Source organism: Brucella tritici (assembly GCF_008932285.1).
GTDB lineage: Bacteria > Pseudomonadota > Alphaproteobacteria > Rhizobiales > Rhizobiaceae > Brucella > Brucella tritici.
Genome location: NZ_WBVY01000003.1, coordinates 175,338 through 191,971, shown reverse-complemented (window position 1 = coordinate 191,971; position 16,634 = coordinate 175,338). Strand labels below are relative to the sequence as shown.

The following is a 16,634-nucleotide window of genomic DNA, read 5'->3' as shown; positions in this document are numbered from 1 at the left end:
TTTTCCGATCGAAGCATGATCAGAAATCAGTCCATTGGACTGATTTCCCCGCATAGGCGTTTCACACTTTTCGGGATGCGCTATAGCAGCCAGATTCACACGTTTTCTCTTAGTCTTCCGCTTCGGTTGCGACAAGCTTCCAATTTGGATCACGCGATCGTGTATCGCGGGCAAAGGTCCACAGATCCTTGATCTCGAGCACGTTTTCCGGATCTCCGTCGATCAGCTTGCCGTCCTTGTCAAAGGTGGAGGAAATCATCTGGCTGACGATATTGACCGTCACATGCGCTTCCGACCCCTTCATCTCGGCACCGGCGATTTCCGCCTTATCAATGCCGACAAAGGACGAACGCACGCTTTCGCCACGGGTTTCGCGTTCGTCGATTGCCGAAACGAACCCTTCAAAGACATCCTTGGAAAGCAGATTTTTCAGAACCTTGCGATCACCATCGGCAAAGGACATCACGATCATTTCATAGGCGATCTTCACGCCATCCACGAAGCTGGCCGGATCAAACGAAGGATCGGCAGCGTAAATCGCGCGCAGACCGTCATTGACCGGCGTGCCGACCGGCGCTGCCTTGTCGATGGCTGTGAAATCTTTTTCGCCCGGACGGCGCGGCAGGGAGACGACATTATCCGTCTCACCGCTTGCCGGTGCAGCATCAGCATTGCGGGCAGAGCTATAAGGATCGAAGGGCGGTTTTTCACTTCCGGTACGACGGCCAAGAACATTCCTCAGCTGGAGAAAGATTATCACCGCTGCGATGAAGAAGAATATCGTGCCAAAATCAAAAAATTCCATGCCGCCTGCCGCTGATTGAAGGATCAGGCATTTCGCCTTTCCCTATCCCTGGTTTGTATCTCATACATATAGATCGGCTTACGTCATCATTCAAATCCCGATCATGCGTACCTATTTGATATTGCATGACAGACAGTTTCAATTTCGTTCCGAACCTGAAAAAGTTACAATTCGGGTTAAACTGAAGCGCTGAAACCAAACAACAAAGGTCGTAACTTACGTGTCTTCCTCTCTCGCCCCTCTCGTCATGCTGGCGATGCCTTTCATCGAAATTGCCGGTTTCGTCATTGTCGGCAGCAAGATCGGCGTTTTCGCGACCTTGGGCCTCGTTATTCTGAGCGCAATGCTGGGTTTCTTTCTGCTGCGCGTGCAGGGCATCGGGCTTTTACAGCGTATCCGTACCGAAATGGCTGCCGGACGCGTGCCGGATCGCGAAATGGTGCATGGCGCCATGCTGGTTCTGGCGGCAATCCTGCTGATCGTGCCCGGTTTTGTAAGCAGCACCATCGGCATTCTGCTGTTCATTCCGTTCATTCGCGATTTCATGTGGGAAAAATTCATGCGCGGCCGCATGGTTGTTGCTACGTCGGCGCGCTATTCGGACGGCTACGGGCAGCAGCGCCCCGGTCCAAATCCGCGTCAGGACCATGTCATCGATCTCGATCCCGAGGATTACACCACCAGGCCGAACGAAAACTCACCTTGGAAAGACGACCGCAAAGATCACTGAATGCGCAAATACTAACCTAAAAAGCCTTTCTTGCCTCATGCCCGCGCACATGCTAGCCAAACATTCCGACCTTTCGGGGCAGCTGTGCGCAGTTTGTGCTTGAGGGGCCAAAATTTTAATCACCGATAGAAGGCATACCGATAATGAGCGATAAGGCCGCGGGCGAAGTAAAGAACGGCAATGGCGCGACGGCCGAGCCGTCCCTCAACATTCTGGCGCAATATGTGAAGGACCTGTCCTTTGAAAGCCCGGGCGCGCCGCTGTCGCTGCGTCCGCGCGAGAAGGCACCGTCCATCAACATCAACGTGAACGTAAACGCCAATCCGCTTTCCGAAACGGATTTCGACGTTGTACTGACGCTGGAAGCCAAGGCCGTTGACGGCAAGGACGTTCTCTTCAACACCGAGCTCGTCTATGGTGGCGTGTTCCGCATTCAGGGCATCCCGCAGGAGCATATGCTTCCGCTTCTGTTCATCGAATGCCCGCGTCTTCTGTTCCCGTTCGCGCGCCAGATCATTGCCGACGCAACGCGCAACGGTGGCTATCCGCCGCTGATGATCGACCCGATCGATTTCGCGCAGATGTTCCAGAGCCGCATGGCCGAAGAACAGGCCAAGTCCGCTGTAAAGAGCTGATCGTTTTAAAAGATGACGGAAAAGCCCGGTTTCGACCGGGCTTTTTCATATCCGCTTCTGAGACTTACTCAGTACTTTTTCCAGATGGCTTTTTCGCCCAGCTTGCCCACAAGTGCGGCGTGGGCAGCACGCTCCGCATCGGAAATGCGTGGGGCAAGCGGCCTCGGGCGCGCGGCAAGAACGATGGCAGCACCGCTTTCTCCGGCATTGTTGCCGCTTGCGGCACCGCCCATGCTGAGCCCAAGCGCTGTCTGCTTGCCGCCGATCAGTTCGATATAGACTTCAGCCAGAATCTCGGAATCGAGCAATGCGCCGTGCAGGGTACGGTGTCCGTTCTCAATGCCGTAGCGCTTGCAGAGCGCATCGAGCGAATTCGGTCCCATCGGATGCTTGCGGCGGGCAAGCGCCAATGTATCGATGATACGCTCTGACTGGATTTCAGCCTGTTTGAGCCTCGCCAATTCAGCATTGATGAAGCCAAGGTCGAACATGGCATTATGCGCCACCAGCTTCGCGCCATCGAAAAACTCGAGAAACTCATCCAGAATTTCCGCGAATGTCGGCTTGTCCAGCAATTGTTCGTTGCTGATACCATGCACCGCAAGCGCTTCAGGATGAACCTGGCGGCCCTGCGGGTTGATGTATTTATGGAAAGTGCGGCCTGTGGGAAACTTGTTGATCAGTTCCACGCCGCCGATTTCGATCACACGGTCCTCAAGCCTTTCCAGGCCGGTGGTTTCCGTATCGAAAACGATTTCACGCATTGAAGAACCTCTCGGAAAATAACTTTGCTACCTATAGCACGCTGCCGCCGATTATTCGGTAGCGACCGCCGGCTTTCCACTCAATTCCGCGACGATTTCATTAATCTGGCGGCGCAGATTGTCGAAACTCCCGCTTGTATCGATGATGAAATCGGCTCTTGCGCGTTTTTCCGCATCCGGCGTCTGGCGCGCGAGAATGGCATCAAGCTTTTCTTCCGTCATGCCCGGTCGCGCAAGCACACGAATGCGCTGTATCTCGGCAGGGGCTGAGACAACCACGATCTTATCCACACGCTTGTCGCCGCCGGTTTCGAAAAGCAGCGGAATATCGATCAGCGCCAGAGCGGCGCCGGTTTCTTCCGCGCTGCGGCGAAAGCCTTCCTCTTCCTCACGCACAAGCGGATGAACGATGGCTTCCAGTTTTTTCAGGGCTTCGGGCTTTCCGATGACGGCAGCGGAAAGTTTTTCCCGATTAACCGCACCGTTTTCCACTGTGCCCGGAAACGCAGCCTCGATCAGCGGTGCCGCACGGCCGGAATAGAGCCGATGTACAGTATCGTCGGCGCTATAGATCGGCACACCGGCTTCGGCGAACATGTTCGCCGCCGTTGTTTTTCCCATCCCGATGGAGCCGGTTAGTCCAAGCACGATCATAGGGCGCCAGCCTTTGCCATGTCTGCCAGAATATGCTCACGCAGTGCTTTCGTCACTTGCGGCCTTTTGCCGAACCAGCGCTCGAAACCCGGAACTGCCTGATGCAGCAGCATGCCGAGCCCGTCCACTGTCACCAGACCTGCTTCTTCGGCCTTTTTCAGAAACAGCGTCTTGAGCGGCACATAAACAATGTCGGTAGCGACTGCCTTTCGCGATGCCTTGCCAAGATCAAGCGGAAATATTTTCTGCTCGTCATGGCCGCTCATGCCGAGCGATGTCGTGTTGACGATCAATCCGGCGTCAAAGACCAGACTTTGCGCCTCGTCCCAGCCATGCGCCGAGACTAGCGGCCCGAAATGGGCTGCAAGATCTTGCGCCCGGCTCACCGTACGATTGACGATGGCGACTTTCTTAAAGCCGCGCGACAACAGCGCGTGAACGATTGCCCGGCTTGCGCCACCGGCCCCCAGGACAAGCGCATTGTCGGCATTGTCCCAACCGGGAGCCGATGCATCGAGATTGGCCGCAAAGCCATAGGCATCGGTATTGCCGCCATGGAGCCTGCCATTTTCCAGCCAGAGCGTATTGACCGCGCCGATGGCTTTGGCGGCCTCATCCAGACTTTCCACGGCAGCATAGGCTGCTTCCTTGTGCGGAATGGTGACATTGCCACCGGCAAAACCGTTTTCGGCAAGCGACGAAGCAAAGGAGCCGAAATCCTCCGGCTTCACTTCTATCGCCTCATAAGAACCGTCGAGCCCAAGTTCCCTGAGCCAGAAACCATGGATCAGCGGCGACCGCGAATGTTTTATCGGAAAGCCGGTGACAAACGCCTTCTTAGCCATCGATCAGTTTTTCCTTCCGCAGTTCAGCCAGCAGCGGCAGCAGCGGCAGACCGACAATCGTGAAATAATCGCCTTCGATCTTCTCGAAAAGCTGAATGCCCGGTCCTTCGACCTGATAGGCGCCGACGCTCGAAAGCGCGACATCGCCCACCCGACCGAGATAGCGCCCGACAAAGCCCGGATCGAGATCGCGCATGGTCATGCGGGCAATCGAAACGTGACGCCACAGGGTTTTGCCATCCTTCACCAGCACGACAGCACTGTTCAACTGGTGGGTCTTGCCGGAAAATTTCAGAAGCTGGCGGCGCGCTGCCTCCATATCTGCAGGCTTGTGGAAAATCTCGTCGCCGAGCGACAATGTCTGGTCGCAGCCGATTACCACCGCGCCGGGGTTCTTCTCGCTCACGTCGAGCGCCTTCGCCTCGGCCAGAACCTGTGCGACTTCTTCCGGCGTGGCGCCCGTTTCATAAAGCGGGGCTTCCACCGCGCGCTCGTCGATATCCGCGCTTGCTGTTGAAAACTCTATGCCGGCATTTTTCAACAAAGCCGAACGGAAGGGGCTTTTGGAGGCGAGAACGAGTTTGTCCGTCATGGCTGCAATCCTTGTTTATGCCTTTTCGCTATGCGCGCGGAGCAGCGCCAGAATGGCGGCTGCGGTTTCCTCGATCGACCGGCGCGACACATCGATAATCGGCCAGCCGTGGCGGTTGCATATATTACGCGCATAAGCCAGTTCTTCCGAGATGGAAACGCGATCCGTATAGAGGCCGGTATCCAGCGACGGCACGTTGCCGAGCGGCCGGTTCTGGCGGATTTGCGAAATCCGTTCGGCCGTCGCGACCAGCCCCACGATCAATGGTCGTTTCGCCGTGAAAAGCACCTCGGGCAGGGGAATCCCCAGCACAATCGGAACATTAGTGGCCTTGATGCCGCGATTGGCGAGATAGATGCTCGTCGGCGTCTTGGATGTGCGTGAGATGCCGACAAGAATAACGTCGGCTTCCTCGATGTCATAAGGCAATTGCCCGTCATCATGTTCCATCGTGAAATTGAGCGCGTCGATCCGCCGGAAATAATCGGCATTGAGAACATGCTGCGCGCTCGCGCGGCGATGAGCCGGCGCACCGAGATAGGATTGAAACGTGTTCAGCACCGGCTCCAGTACGGAAACGCTCGGCACGCCCATCTCGGCACAGGATTCATCGATGATAGCCGCCAGTTTCTGGTCGACAATCGTATAGAGAACGATGCCGGGTTCCGCATCGATGCCCTCAAGAACCTTGCGCAACTGCTTTTCAGTGCGGATCAGCGGATAGATGTGCTCGATGGCGCGCGCATTGGCATATTGCGCTGCCGCCGCACGCCCCGCGGCCAGGAGAGTCTCTCCCGTCGCATCAGAAATCAGATGAAGATGAAAGTAGGAAAGCGGTCTGGTCACAGTTTTGTTGCCCTCCTGTTGACGGCTGTGCGTAAAGGCCGAACGTCTTCCACAAGCCATGGCAGGCCGTGGGAAACTTGGCAAGTCATCCACAGCGGGCGAACATGTGGCGAGTGGTCATCAACATGTGTGGACAAGACTCATGAAAACGCGAAATCCCCTCGTAATTCCCAGCTTTTCCACAAATCCTCATGAACTGCGTCAATTGGTAACCCTTTATATTAAAAGAGGGAATTGAGTTTTCATTGTATTTGGTCAGACTATCGGTGAATGATTGCACAGGATGAGATGGCAAATTCGGAACTGTGGGGAAAACAGGGACAGACCTTAATCCCCGATTCCAACAGACTCTAAGAATCAAAAGATTCCTGAATCATCCTTTCTTTATGAGAACCGGACTGGATAACTTCAGACCAAAACCGGATCAGGTAACCAACAGGGCGGATAAAAATCAGATGAAGCGCAAAGTCTTGAGAGTGATCGACGGTGAAACGGTCTTTCCACCTCCCATCTGGATGATGCGCCAGGCCGGACGCTATCTCCCCGAATATCGCGAAACGCGGAAAAAAGCCGGGAGCTTTCTCGATCTCTGCTATTCGCCCGATCTTGCTGTCGAAGTGACGCTTCAGCCGATCCGCCGGTTTGGCTTTGATGCAGCCATTCTCTTTTCAGATATTCTTGTCATTCCTCACGCCCTTGGACGAGACCTTCGCTTTGAAGAAGGCAAGGGACCTTTGATGACACCGATCGATGCCGACGAAATTTTCTGGCTTGAGACGGAAGGCGTCGCCAAAAGGCTGGAGCCGGTCTACGAGACGGTTCGGCTGCTGCGGGAGCAGTTGCCCGACGAAACGACGCTGCTGGGCTTCTGTGGCGCCCCCTGGACCGTTGCGACCTATATGATCGCCGGTCATGGCACACCGGATCAAGCGCCTGCTCGTCTTTTCGCCTACCGCTTCCCGGAAGCTTTTGAAAAGCTCCTGAACGATCTTGCCGATGTTTCCGCCGAATATCTCATCGAACAACTGGATGCTGGTGCCGATGCGGTGCAGATTTTCGATTCATGGTCTGGCGTTCTGGACGAGAACTGCTTTGAGCGTTTCTGCATCCAGCCCGTTGCCCGGATCGTCCAGAAGGTGAGGGCGGTCTATCCGGAGGCGCGCATCATCGGTTTCCCGAAAGGGGCAGGGATGCTTTATGCAGGCTATCGCGAAAAGACCGGTGTGGACGCCCTTGGTCTTGACTGGTCAGTTCCCTTTTCCTTCGCTGCCGCCCTTCAGGAAGAAGGCGCGATACAGGGCAATCTCGATCCGCTGCGCGTGGTGGCAGGCGGCAATGCACTGGATGAAGGCGTGGACACAATTCTCGAACGTCTCGGCCAGGGCCCGCTGATCTTCAATCTGGGGCACGGAATCACGCCACAGGCACCGATCGAGAATGTGCATCGTATGATCGACCGTATTCGCGGAGGAAAATCATGAGCCAGACAGCTCCGGAAAATCGCGGCTCGGCAGTTGTCATCCGCACTGTCGTTTCGCTGGTTGTGGTGGCGCTCGGCGTCTGGGCATTGTTTCACGTGAATCCAGCCGATGCCTATCTTTGGATCAAGTCACTGCATGTGATTGCCGTCATCGCCTGGATGGCGGGAATGCTCTATCTGCCGCGCCTGTTCGTCTATCATTGTGCCGCAAAGCCCGGTTCCGAAACATCGGAAACCTTCAAGGTGATGGAAAAGCGGTTGCTGCGCTTCATCATCAATCCGGCCATGATCGTAACCTGGATTGCCGGTCTGTGGATGGCCTGGGAAATCTTCGGTTTCCAGGGCGGCTGGCTGCATGCAAAGCTACTGCTGGTTGTTCTGATGTCCGGCCTGCACGGATATCTGGCAAAATCCACGCGGCTTTTTGCTGAAGACCGCAACATGCGCTCGGCCAAACATTGGCGAATCATCAATGAAGTGCCGACAGTTCTGATGATCTTGATCGTCATACTGGTGATCGTTAAGCCGTTCTGATTCAACAACAACAGTTCCGGCAGAGTGGGAAACGGCTTTGCGGAACTGTTTGGAAACAGGTAGTTAGAGCTATCCGGCTCTAACCGGTATTTCTCCGGCACCGTGAACAATCAATCCCGCTTGCCGGTTTTCTGCCATTTTTCTGTTGCAGAAATTTTGCGCTATCCCTACATGAGACTTGCTCTGCATGCTGCAAATCAGTATGTAGAAAGCCTCTTCCCTTCAAGACAGCAGGCCTTCGATGCCGGTCACGACGTTCAGGTGGCCACCTTTCCGAACAACTGCATTTTCTCCTTACATTTTAAAAAGAGTTCCTCATCCATGCAGGAAATGAAACTACAAGAACTAAAGAACAAGACACCGGTGGAGCTGCTGGCTTTTGCCGAAACGCTTGAGGTCGAAAACGCGAGCGCCATGCGCAAGCAGGAACTGATGTTCGCGATCCTCAAGAAGCTGGCGGCCCAGGACGTCGAAATTATCGGCGAGGGCGTCGTTGAAGTGCTGCAGGACGGATTTGGCTTCCTGCGCTCTGCTGATGCCAACTACCTGCCTGGTCCAGACGATATTTATATTTCTCCCTCGCAGCTGCGTCGTTTTTCTCTCAAAACCGGTGATACGGTCGAAGGCCCGATCCGCGGCCCCAAGGAAGGCGAGCGTTATTTCGCGCTGCTCAAGGTCAATACGATCAATTTCGAAGATCCGGAAAAAATCCGGCACAAGGTTCACTTCGACAATCTGACGCCGCTCTATCCCAATGAGCGCTTCAAGATGGAACTCGAAGTTCCAACCTCCAAGGATCTTTCGCCGCGCGTCATCGACCTGGTGGCACCGCTCGGCAAGGGCCAGCGCGGCCTGATCGTCGCTCCGCCACGTACCGGTAAAACTGTTCTTCTTCAGAACATCGCCCATTCGATCACCGCAAATCATCCGGAATGTTATCTGATCGTTCTCCTGATCGATGAACGTCCGGAAGAAGTGACTGACATGCAGCGCTCGGTGAAGGGTGAAGTGATTTCCTCGACCTTTGATGAACCGGCAGCACGTCACGTTCAGGTGGCCGAAATGGTCATCGAAAAGGCCAAGCGCCTTGTCGAACATGGTCGCGATGTTGTGATCCTGCTCGACTCGATCACTCGACTCGGCCGCGCCTACAATACTGTCGTGCCGTCTTCCGGTAAGGTTCTGACCGGTGGTGTGGACGCCAACGCATTGCAGCGCCCGAAGCGTTTCTTCGGTGCAGCGCGTAATATCGAAGAAGGTGGTTCGCTGACTATCATCGCAACCGCGCTGATCGATACGGGCAGCCGTATGGACGAAGTGATCTTTGAAGAATTCAAGGGCACCGGCAACTCGGAAATCGTGCTCGACCGCAAGGTTGCAGACAAGCGCATCTTCCCGGCCATGGACATTCTCAAGTCCGGCACCCGCAAGGAAGACCTGCTGGTTCCGCGCGCCGATCTGCAGAAGATTTTCGTTCTGCGCCGTATCCTCGCGCCGATGGGCACCACCGATGCGATCGAATTCCTTATCGACAAGCTCAAGCAGACCAAGAGCAATTCGGAATTCTTCGACTCGATGAATACCTAAACATTGTTCGGTTCAAACCGTTTGAGAAGCGCCGCACGGGAAACCGTTGCGGCGCTTCTTGTTTCAGGATGCTTTGCCGAGGAGCAGTCGCAAAGCATCGGCGCTTTCAATAGGGGGCAGACAGACATGCCCCTTGCAGAACCAGGCCGACGGATGCTCGGGCTCCGCAGTTCCCCCGGTCGGGAGTTCTATTGTCCTGCCGGCCTCAAATCGCACAAACTTGTCCACACGTCGCGGGTCGGGATTTCGATTCGCCGTCGAAACAAGTTCTCCGGCATTGTCCTCGGTTGCCACGACAAGGGAAAGCGGTTCGGCTGCAAAGCGAGCCGCATTCAATATTCCAATCTGTCCATATTGCTGCGCGAAGGCTCGCCCGAGCGCCTGTTCTATCAGCTTCTCATTGCTCTGATAGAGATCGATATTACCCGTCGCCAGAAACAGTCTTGTCAGTGCTTCAATGATCTGGCTGGTCGCGCTCGGTATCGCTTCATCATAGTCGCCATAGGTGTGCAGGATGACGTCATCAGCATCCAGTGCGGACAGGCGATAATTACCGGTATCATCGCGGTGATCGTGATCGAGCGACTTCTTGAATTTCAATGCATCATCGATGAACGCCTGTTCGCTCGTTGCTTCATGAAGAGCAATGGCTGCATTGATCATCGATGCATAATCAGTTGAAAGGGCAGGGTAGAGGAGCGAATTTTCCATGCGGCAATGTGCGATCCGGCCGTCGCGAAAGCTGCTCACTATGGAGCGATAGGCATCGACCGCTAGATTGATCCAGTCCTGCCGTCCAAAACTCCGACCTGCTTCGGCTAATGCACGAATGGCAAGCCCATTCCAGTCGGTCAGCGCCTTTTCATCCCGTCCAGGACGGACCCGCAATTCACGACGCGCAAGCAGCTTCTGCCGCGATGCTTCTATCATTGGGGGCAGGGACGTGTCGTTATCGACTGCGTGAAGACGGTTCAGAATATTCTGGCCTTCCCAGTTTCCGCCTGCTGTGACACCGTAATAGTCCTTGAAGGCTTGGCTATCGTTGCCAAGCGCCTTATCGATTTCCTGCTCGCTCCAGACGTAAAACCGTCCTTCCTCACCTTCGCTATCGGCATCGAGGCTGGATGCAAAACTTCCGTCGGGCAAACGCATTTCACGGATCAACCAATCGACGGTCTCCTCGATTCGTAAGCGAAACAAATCATTTCCGGTCTCGGCGAAAGCGTAAGTCGCATGGCGAATGAATTGGGCATTGTCGTAGAGCATTTTCTCGAAATGCGGCACCAGCCAGTTGGCATCGGTGGAATACCGGCAAAGCCCGCCACCCAGATGGTCGTAAATCCCGCCCTGGAGCATAATTTTGAGCGACAGGAGGAAATTGTCCCGATGTGTTTCGTTGCGCCCATAGAGCCAGGAGAGCCATAGATTGTCCATGAAAGGCACGTTCGGGAACTTGGGCGCTCCTTCTATTCCACCCCGGACCGGATCAATCAGGCTGTTGATGCGCGTTGCGATCTCGTCAAATCGTTCCACTTCGTTTGTTATTGGGGCAATCTGCGCTGCCAGACGGCCTTCCAGATGATCGAAGACGGCCTGTGCATTATGGTTAATTTTCTCTTTATCCTTGTGCCAGAGATTGTTGACCGCATGCAGCACATCGACAAAGCCGGGCATGTTGTGGCGCTTTTGCGGGGGAAAATAGGTGCCGCCCCAGAAGGGTTTTCCGTCTGGCCTCAGAAACATGGTAAGCGGCCAGCCACCCTGTTGTCCCATCGCTCCAAGCGCTGCCATATATATCTGGTCTATGTCGGGCCGTTCCTCGCGGTCCACCTTCACATTGACGAACAAGGCATTCATCACTTCCGCTACATCAGGATTTTCAAAGGACTCATGCGCCATGACATGACACCAGTGGCAGGCAGCATAACCAACTGAAAGCAGAATCGGCCGGTCGAGCTCCTTTGCAGCATCCAGTGCCTGTCTGCCCCAGGGCTGCCAGTGAACAGGATTGTCGGCGTGCTGGCGCAGATAGGCGCTTGGTTCACCGGAAAGGCGGTTGCTTCCAGCAAGGCGAGTGCGGTCTAACTCAGTCATAAGGCTTTTCTTTCACTGCACGAATGAATATGCCATTCCTTCAGCACCCGTTTGGTTGCTTTCGTCCTTATTGATTATAGGTCAGGAAATGAAATGAGCGAGATCGCTTCCTTTCAAGATACGATTTTTGCTTTGTCGAGCGGCCGCCTACCGTCCGGCGTTGCCGTGGTACGCATTTCTGGCCCAAAGGTTCGATTCGTACTCGAAACGATAATTGGGTCGATACCGGCACCGCGATATGCAGCCTATAAGCTGTTCCGTGACCGAAATGGTGATTCAATCGATCGCGGACTTGTCCTGTTTTTTCCTGGGCCGAACAGCTTCACCGGCGAGGATTGCGCTGAATTTCATTTGCATGGCGGTAAAGCCGTTGTCGAGAAGCTCCTGTCTGAAATGGGAGAACTTCCCGGTTGTCGTATAGCGGAAGCCGGAGAGTTTACGCGACGCGCTTTTTCCAATGGCAAGATGGATCTGACCATTGCCGAAGGTCTCGCAGATTTGATCGCTGCTGAAACCGAGGGACAGAGGCGGCTTGCTTTACAGGTCGCGTCGGGCACGCAGCGCGAACTCTATACGGAATGGCGTCAGCGTTTGTTGCGCGCGCGCGCTTTCATCGAGGCCGAGCTGGACTTCGCCGATGAAAGCGATGTTCCGGGTTCCGTATCAGAGCAGGTCTGGCAATCGCTGGCACTGCTGAAGAGAGAAATCGAGAACCATGTAGCAAGCGGTAAGCGCGCTTCCATGTTGCGCGACGGGCTGCATGTTGTGATTATTGGCGCACCGAATGCCGGTAAATCCAGCCTGTTGAACTTTCTGGCCGGGCGCGAAGTGGCGATCATATCGGAAGAAGCGGGAACGACTCGCGATCTCTTGGAAGTCAAACTCGATCTGGGGGGCATCCCGGTTTACGCGACGGATACAGCAGGTTTGCGGGAGACCGATAGTTCGGTCGAGAAAATCGGAATTGAACGCGCCCGCGCGCGTATGGCAGATGCTGATCTGGTTTTTTTGCTGGAGGATATGAGTGATCCCATAGAGGTCACGCCCGATGAAACATCAGCAATTTTATGGAGAATCGGGACGAAGGCTGATCTGAAGGGGGAGCCTTCCTCCGGTAACTGGTCTTATCGCATTTCGACAAAAACCGGTGAGGGACTGGATGGATTATTGGATGCACTCCAGAGCTTTGCTGAAGCGCAGATCGGCCAGATTGAGGATGCTGTACCCACACGACAGAGGCATATCAACCTTCTGCGATCTACTGTTGCTGAAATCGACAGGGCCATAAACGGGACAAATCTTCCGCTTGAACTTCGCGCTGAGAACATGCGCCTCGCGTCTCAGTATCTTGGACGTATTACCGGCGATGTTGATGTCGAAGAGATTCTGGACGTTATTTTCTCGCAGTTCTGTATTGGAAAATGATTCACGTGAAACACGTGATGATTTGCCTTGAAAATTGTTTCACGTGAAACATCTGTGGAATCTCGCCGAGGTGACTGACTGGGGTGATTGACTCCCTCTTTCATTCATGAGTCGCTCCTTCGCCGAGATTTGATCGCGCGACCCGCCAATTTGATCTTCCGTTTCAAGCCCATTCGTGGCAAAGAGACATCTTTCAGAAACGGATTCGAGTTGCGTCAGGATGAACCCAATGAGTTCGACCGAAGCCACAGTCTTTGATGTCATTGTGATCGGCGGCGGCCACGCGGGATGCGAGGCTGCTTCTGCAGCTGCGCGCGCAGGTGCCAAGACCGCGCTTGTAACACATCGCTTTGATACTATTGGCATTATGTCTTGCAACCCGGCCATTGGTGGACTGGGAAAAGGGCATCTTGTGCGCGAGATCGATGCACTTGATGGCTTGATGGGACGTGTCGCCGATGAAGCGGGTATTCAGTTTCGTCTGCTCAACCGTCGAAAAGGGCCAGCTGTTCGCGGCCCTCGAACCCAGGCCGACCGCAAGCTTTATCGGCTTGCTATGCAGAAAATGATTGCGGCCCAGGATAACCTGTTTGTTGTCGAAGGCGGCGCACACGATCTTCGGGAAGAAGACGGGTGCATCACTGGGGTTGTTCTGTCCGACGGGCGGACCTTGACATGCGGCGCCGTCGTTCTGACGACCGGCACGTTCCTGAATGGTCTGATCCATATTGGGGAAAAGAAGATTCCGGCTGGGCGCATGGGTGAAAAGCCGGCGCTTGGTCTTTCCGAACGATTGACGTCGTTTGGCTTTGCGCTTGGTCGTCTCAAGACGGGCACGCCACCGCGGCTGGACGGACGCACGATCGATTGGCAGAGCCTCGACATGCAGTCTGCCGATGAAGAGCCTGTGCCATTCTCTCTTATGACGGATCGCATCACCACGCCGCAGATTGATTGTGGTATTACGCGTACGACGCCAGAAACCCACGCTGTCATTCGAGCCGATCTGCATCGCTCTGCCATGTATTCGGGCTCTATTGAAGGCATAGGTCCGCGATATTGTCCGTCAGTTGAAGACAAGATCGTCAAGTTCGGCGATCGCGACGGCCACCAGATATTCCTGGAACCGGAGGGGTTGGATGACGATACCGTTTACCCAAACGGCATTTCGACATCGCTTCCCGAAGAAGTACAGCTCGACATATTGAAGACTATACCGGGGCTTGAAAAGGCGGTCATGCTGCAGCCCGGATATGCGATCGAGTATGATTTCATTGATCCGCGCGAGTTGAAGCGCAGCCTTGAAACCCGGAAAGTTACCGGTCTTTTTCTGGCCGGACAGATCAATGGCACGACCGGTTATGAAGAGGCCGGTGCGCAGGGCTTGCTTGCTGGTATCAATGCGGCGCGCCGAGCTTCTGGCGGCGAGCCTGTCATTATCCAGCGTACGGAAGCCTATATAGGTGTTATGGTCGATGATCTGACGTCACGCGGGGTCAGTGAACCCTATCGCATGTTTACCTCGCGTGCGGAATTCCGTCTGTCGCTTCGCGCAGATAATGCCGATCAACGCCTGACGCCTTTGGCAGACAAGCTTGGCATATTGGGGCAGGCACGCAAGGAACGCTTTGAAGCACGTGAGGCTGCCTTGAATGAGGCGCGGTCACTGGCGCAGTCACTGACGATCACGCCCAATCTGGCCGGTCGCTATGATCTGCGTCTCAATCAGGATGGTGTGCGCCGTTCAGCCTATGATCTTCTTTCCTATCCGGAAATCGATCTGGATCGGTTGAAGCCGATATGGCCTGAGCTTCAAACTATCGCTCCGGCAACGCGGGAAGCTCTGGAGATCGAGGCTCAATATGCCGTCTATATGGACCGGCAGAAGAGCGATATCGCGGTGATGGAGCGTGAGGAGCAACTGCTCATTCCAGCTGGTTTGGATATTGACGGAATATCCGGTCTTTCCAATGAGTTGAAGCACAAGCTCAAGCAGCGTAAGCCGGAAACGATAGCCGAAGCGCAGCGCGTTGACGGGATGACACCAGCAGCTCTGGCGCTCCTCATCGCGCAGATCAAGAAGTTCGGATATCGGCATCGGGTTGCGTCGGAACTGTCCGAAGGGCAGGGCGCCGCATGAGCGCCGATACCCGTTTTGAAAGTCTGAAGGCAATCGTGCCCTCTGTTTCACGTGAAACAGCGGACCGCTTGGTTGCCTTTGAAGAGCTGTTTCGTAAATGGTCCAAGGCGATCAATCTTGCCTCGCCCTCAACCTTGAACGCGTTGTGGACCCGCCATATTCTGGACAGCGCCCAGCTTTTTCCTCTGGCAAGCGACGCCAAGCACTGGCTGGATATTGGCTCGGGCGGTGGATTTCCGGGCATTGTGACGGCCTGTTTTCTGGCCGACCAGTCCGATGGTGTCGTTGATCTTATTGAAAGTGCGGGAAAAAAGGCGGCATTCTTGCGCACCGCAGCCGGACATTTGCATGTACCGGCGCGCGTTCATTCGGCCCGCATTGAATCGATGTGGCAGAAAATTGAAACACCTCAAGTAGTTACGGCGCGCGCATTGGCGTCGCTGAACGATCTTTTCGATCTGACGGAGCCGTGGCTGACCAAAGGTGCCAAGGCTCTCTTCCAAAAAGGTCGGGATTACCAGCGCGAGATCGATGAAAGCCATGTTGGTTGGAGCTTCGATCTGGTACAACATCAAAGTGCTATCGATCAGGCTTCGGTCATACTCGAAATCACCAATCTTCGGCGTAAAGCTGCCTGATGGTTGAAAATTTCGAGGGGGCGGGCAGCAGCAAGGCGACGGTGATGAACAAAATGTCCAGGATCATAACCATTGCAAACCAGAAGGGCGGCGTGGGCAAAACGACCACCGCCATCAATCTGGCTACTGCATTGGCCGCAATCGGTGAGACGGTATTGATTGTCGATCTCGATCCGCAGGGCAATGCCAGTACTGGTTTGGGTATTGATCGTCGCAATCGGCCACTGTCCTCCTATGATGTGCTCACACAGGAATCGTCGGTTCCCGACGCTGCCATGCCGACTGACGTTCCAAATCTCCATATCGTGCCATCGACATTGGATCTTCTTGGTATTGAAATGGAAATAGCGCAGTCCGCCGATCGTACGCGCCGCCTGCGTGATGCTCTGCGTTTTGATTCCGGTGTGTCCGAGCGCTTTTCCTATGTGCTTGTCGATTGCCCGCCATCGCTTAATCTTCTGACGTTGAACGCAATGGCCGCAGCCGATTCGGTTCTGGTGCCATTGCAGTGCGAGTTCTTTGCTCTGGAAGGCTTGAGCCAGCTTTTGCAGACAGTTGATCAGGTGCGGTCATCGATCAATCCCGAGTTATCGATCCAGGGCATCGTGCTGACCATGTTCGACAGCCGAAACAATCTCGCTGCGCAAGTGGTGGATGATGTTCGCGCTTTCATGGGCGAGAAAGTCTATCGTACCGTCATTCCGCGTAATGTGCGCGTATCTGAAGCACCATCTCATGGAAAACCGGCAATTCTCTACGATCTGAAATGCGCCGGTAGCCAGGCCTATTTGCAGCTTGCATCGGAAGTTATCCAGCGCGAGCGGCAATTACAGGCCGCCTAACCAATCGATTCGACGACGAAACA

Annotated in this window: 16 protein-coding genes; 9 read left to right on the top strand and 7 right to left on the bottom strand. The window is 54.8% G+C overall.

The features are described 5' to 3' along the window. Positions 1-109 precede the first annotated feature (109 nt). The gene (locus F9K94_RS10785) at positions 110-805 is read right to left on the bottom strand and encodes a Tim44/TimA family putative adaptor protein (RefSeq protein WP_061344597.1); all 696 of its coding nucleotides are present in this window, start codon (positions 803-805) and stop codon (positions 110-112) included. A gap of 220 nt (positions 806-1,025) precedes the next feature. Between F9K94_RS10785 and F9K94_RS10775 the strand changes: the two genes are divergently transcribed. Together F9K94_RS10775 and secB are read left to right on the top strand one after the other, a co-directional pair. Continuing rightward, positions 1,026-1,535: an FxsA family protein gene (locus F9K94_RS10775; protein WP_151645587.1), complete on the top strand. Its 510-nt coding sequence runs from the start codon at positions 1,026-1,028 to the stop codon at positions 1,533-1,535. Between the two features lie 143 nt (positions 1,536-1,678). Further along, the gene (gene secB, locus F9K94_RS10770; protein WP_006468052.1) at positions 1,679-2,170 is read left to right on the top strand and encodes a protein-export chaperone SecB; all 492 of its coding nucleotides are present in this window, start codon (positions 1,679-1,681) and stop codon (positions 2,168-2,170) included. A 68-nt stretch (positions 2,171-2,238) separates the two neighbouring features. On the opposite strand, the gene dnaQ is transcribed toward secB, so the two are convergent. Genes dnaQ through F9K94_RS10745 form a run of 5 tightly spaced genes read right to left on the bottom strand, consistent with a single transcriptional unit; the run spans position 2,239 to position 5,871 of the window. Continuing rightward, positions 2,239-2,934, bottom strand: coding sequence for a DNA polymerase III subunit epsilon (dnaQ, locus tag F9K94_RS10765; protein ID WP_061344595.1), 696 nt, complete (start codon positions 2,932-2,934; stop codon positions 2,239-2,241). 51 nt (positions 2,935-2,985) lie between these two features. Further along, entirely contained in the window at positions 2,986-3,588 is a 603-nt protein-coding gene (gene coaE / locus F9K94_RS10760) for a dephospho-CoA kinase (protein WP_151645585.1), read from the bottom strand. Further along, on the bottom strand, positions 3,585-4,433 hold the full coding sequence (locus F9K94_RS10755; protein WP_151645583.1) for a shikimate dehydrogenase: 849 nt from the start codon (positions 4,431-4,433) through the stop codon (positions 3,585-3,587). Before F9K94_RS10755 ends, coaE begins: the two co-directional genes overlap by 4 nt. Further along, the gene (locus F9K94_RS10750; protein ID WP_151645581.1) at positions 4,426-5,025 is read right to left on the bottom strand and encodes a Maf-like protein; all 600 of its coding nucleotides are present in this window, start codon (positions 5,023-5,025) and stop codon (positions 4,426-4,428) included. The genes F9K94_RS10755 and F9K94_RS10750 overlap by 8 nt, the downstream gene beginning before the upstream one ends. Positions 5,026-5,040: 15 nt before the next feature. Further along, a complete protein-coding gene (locus F9K94_RS10745) occupies positions 5,041-5,871 on the bottom strand; it encodes a pyruvate, water dikinase regulatory protein (RefSeq protein ID WP_109986999.1) in 831 nt (276 codons plus the stop codon). Positions 5,872-6,326: 455 nt separating this feature from the next. Here F9K94_RS10745 and hemE point away from each other — a divergent pair, with 455 nt between their 5' ends. The 3 genes from hemE (at position 6,327) to rho (ending at position 9,472) form a co-directional block, all read left to right on the top strand. After that, positions 6,327-7,352 (top strand): uroporphyrinogen decarboxylase, encoded by a 1,026-nt coding sequence (gene hemE, locus F9K94_RS10735; protein ID WP_104755112.1) that lies wholly within the window; start codon positions 6,327-6,329, stop codon positions 7,350-7,352. Further along, a complete protein-coding gene (gene hemJ / locus F9K94_RS10730) occupies positions 7,349-7,885 on the top strand; it encodes a protoporphyrinogen oxidase HemJ (protein WP_109986997.1) in 537 nt (178 codons plus the stop codon). Before hemE ends, hemJ begins: the two co-directional genes overlap by 4 nt. Before the next feature lie 321 nt (positions 7,886-8,206). Next, positions 8,207-9,472: a transcription termination factor Rho gene (gene rho / locus F9K94_RS10725; protein ID WP_109987171.1), complete on the top strand. Its 1,266-nt coding sequence runs from the start codon at positions 8,207-8,209 to the stop codon at positions 9,470-9,472. A gap of 63 nt (positions 9,473-9,535) precedes the next feature. Here the strand turns inward: rho and F9K94_RS10720 are convergent, their stop codons facing one another. Continuing rightward, positions 9,536-11,566: a thioredoxin domain-containing protein gene (locus F9K94_RS10720; protein ID WP_151645579.1), complete on the bottom strand. Its 2,031-nt coding sequence runs from the start codon at positions 11,564-11,566 to the stop codon at positions 9,536-9,538. Between the two features lie 93 nt (positions 11,567-11,659). Between F9K94_RS10720 and mnmE the strand changes: the two genes are divergently transcribed. The 4 genes from mnmE (at position 11,660) to F9K94_RS10700 (ending at position 16,611) form a co-directional block, all read left to right on the top strand. Continuing rightward, positions 11,660-12,991, top strand: a complete 1,332-nt coding sequence (gene mnmE, locus F9K94_RS10715; protein ID WP_151645577.1) for a tRNA uridine-5-carboxymethylaminomethyl(34) synthesis GTPase MnmE — start codon at positions 11,660-11,662, stop codon at positions 12,989-12,991. 229 nt (positions 12,992-13,220) lie between these two features. Then, positions 13,221-15,131 carry a tRNA uridine-5-carboxymethylaminomethyl(34) synthesis enzyme MnmG gene (mnmG, locus tag F9K94_RS10710; RefSeq protein WP_151645575.1) on the top strand — a complete coding sequence of 637 codons (1,911 nt, stop codon included), beginning with the start codon at positions 13,221-13,223 and terminating at the stop codon, positions 15,129-15,131. Continuing rightward, a complete protein-coding gene (rsmG, locus tag F9K94_RS10705; protein WP_061344586.1) occupies positions 15,128-15,769 on the top strand; it encodes a 16S rRNA (guanine(527)-N(7))-methyltransferase RsmG in 642 nt (213 codons plus the stop codon). The genes mnmG and rsmG overlap by 4 nt, the downstream gene beginning before the upstream one ends. Before the next feature lie 44 nt (positions 15,770-15,813). After that, a complete protein-coding gene (locus F9K94_RS10700) occupies positions 15,814-16,611 on the top strand; it encodes a ParA family protein (protein ID WP_151645573.1) in 798 nt (265 codons plus the stop codon). Positions 16,612-16,634: the final 23 nt, after the last annotated feature.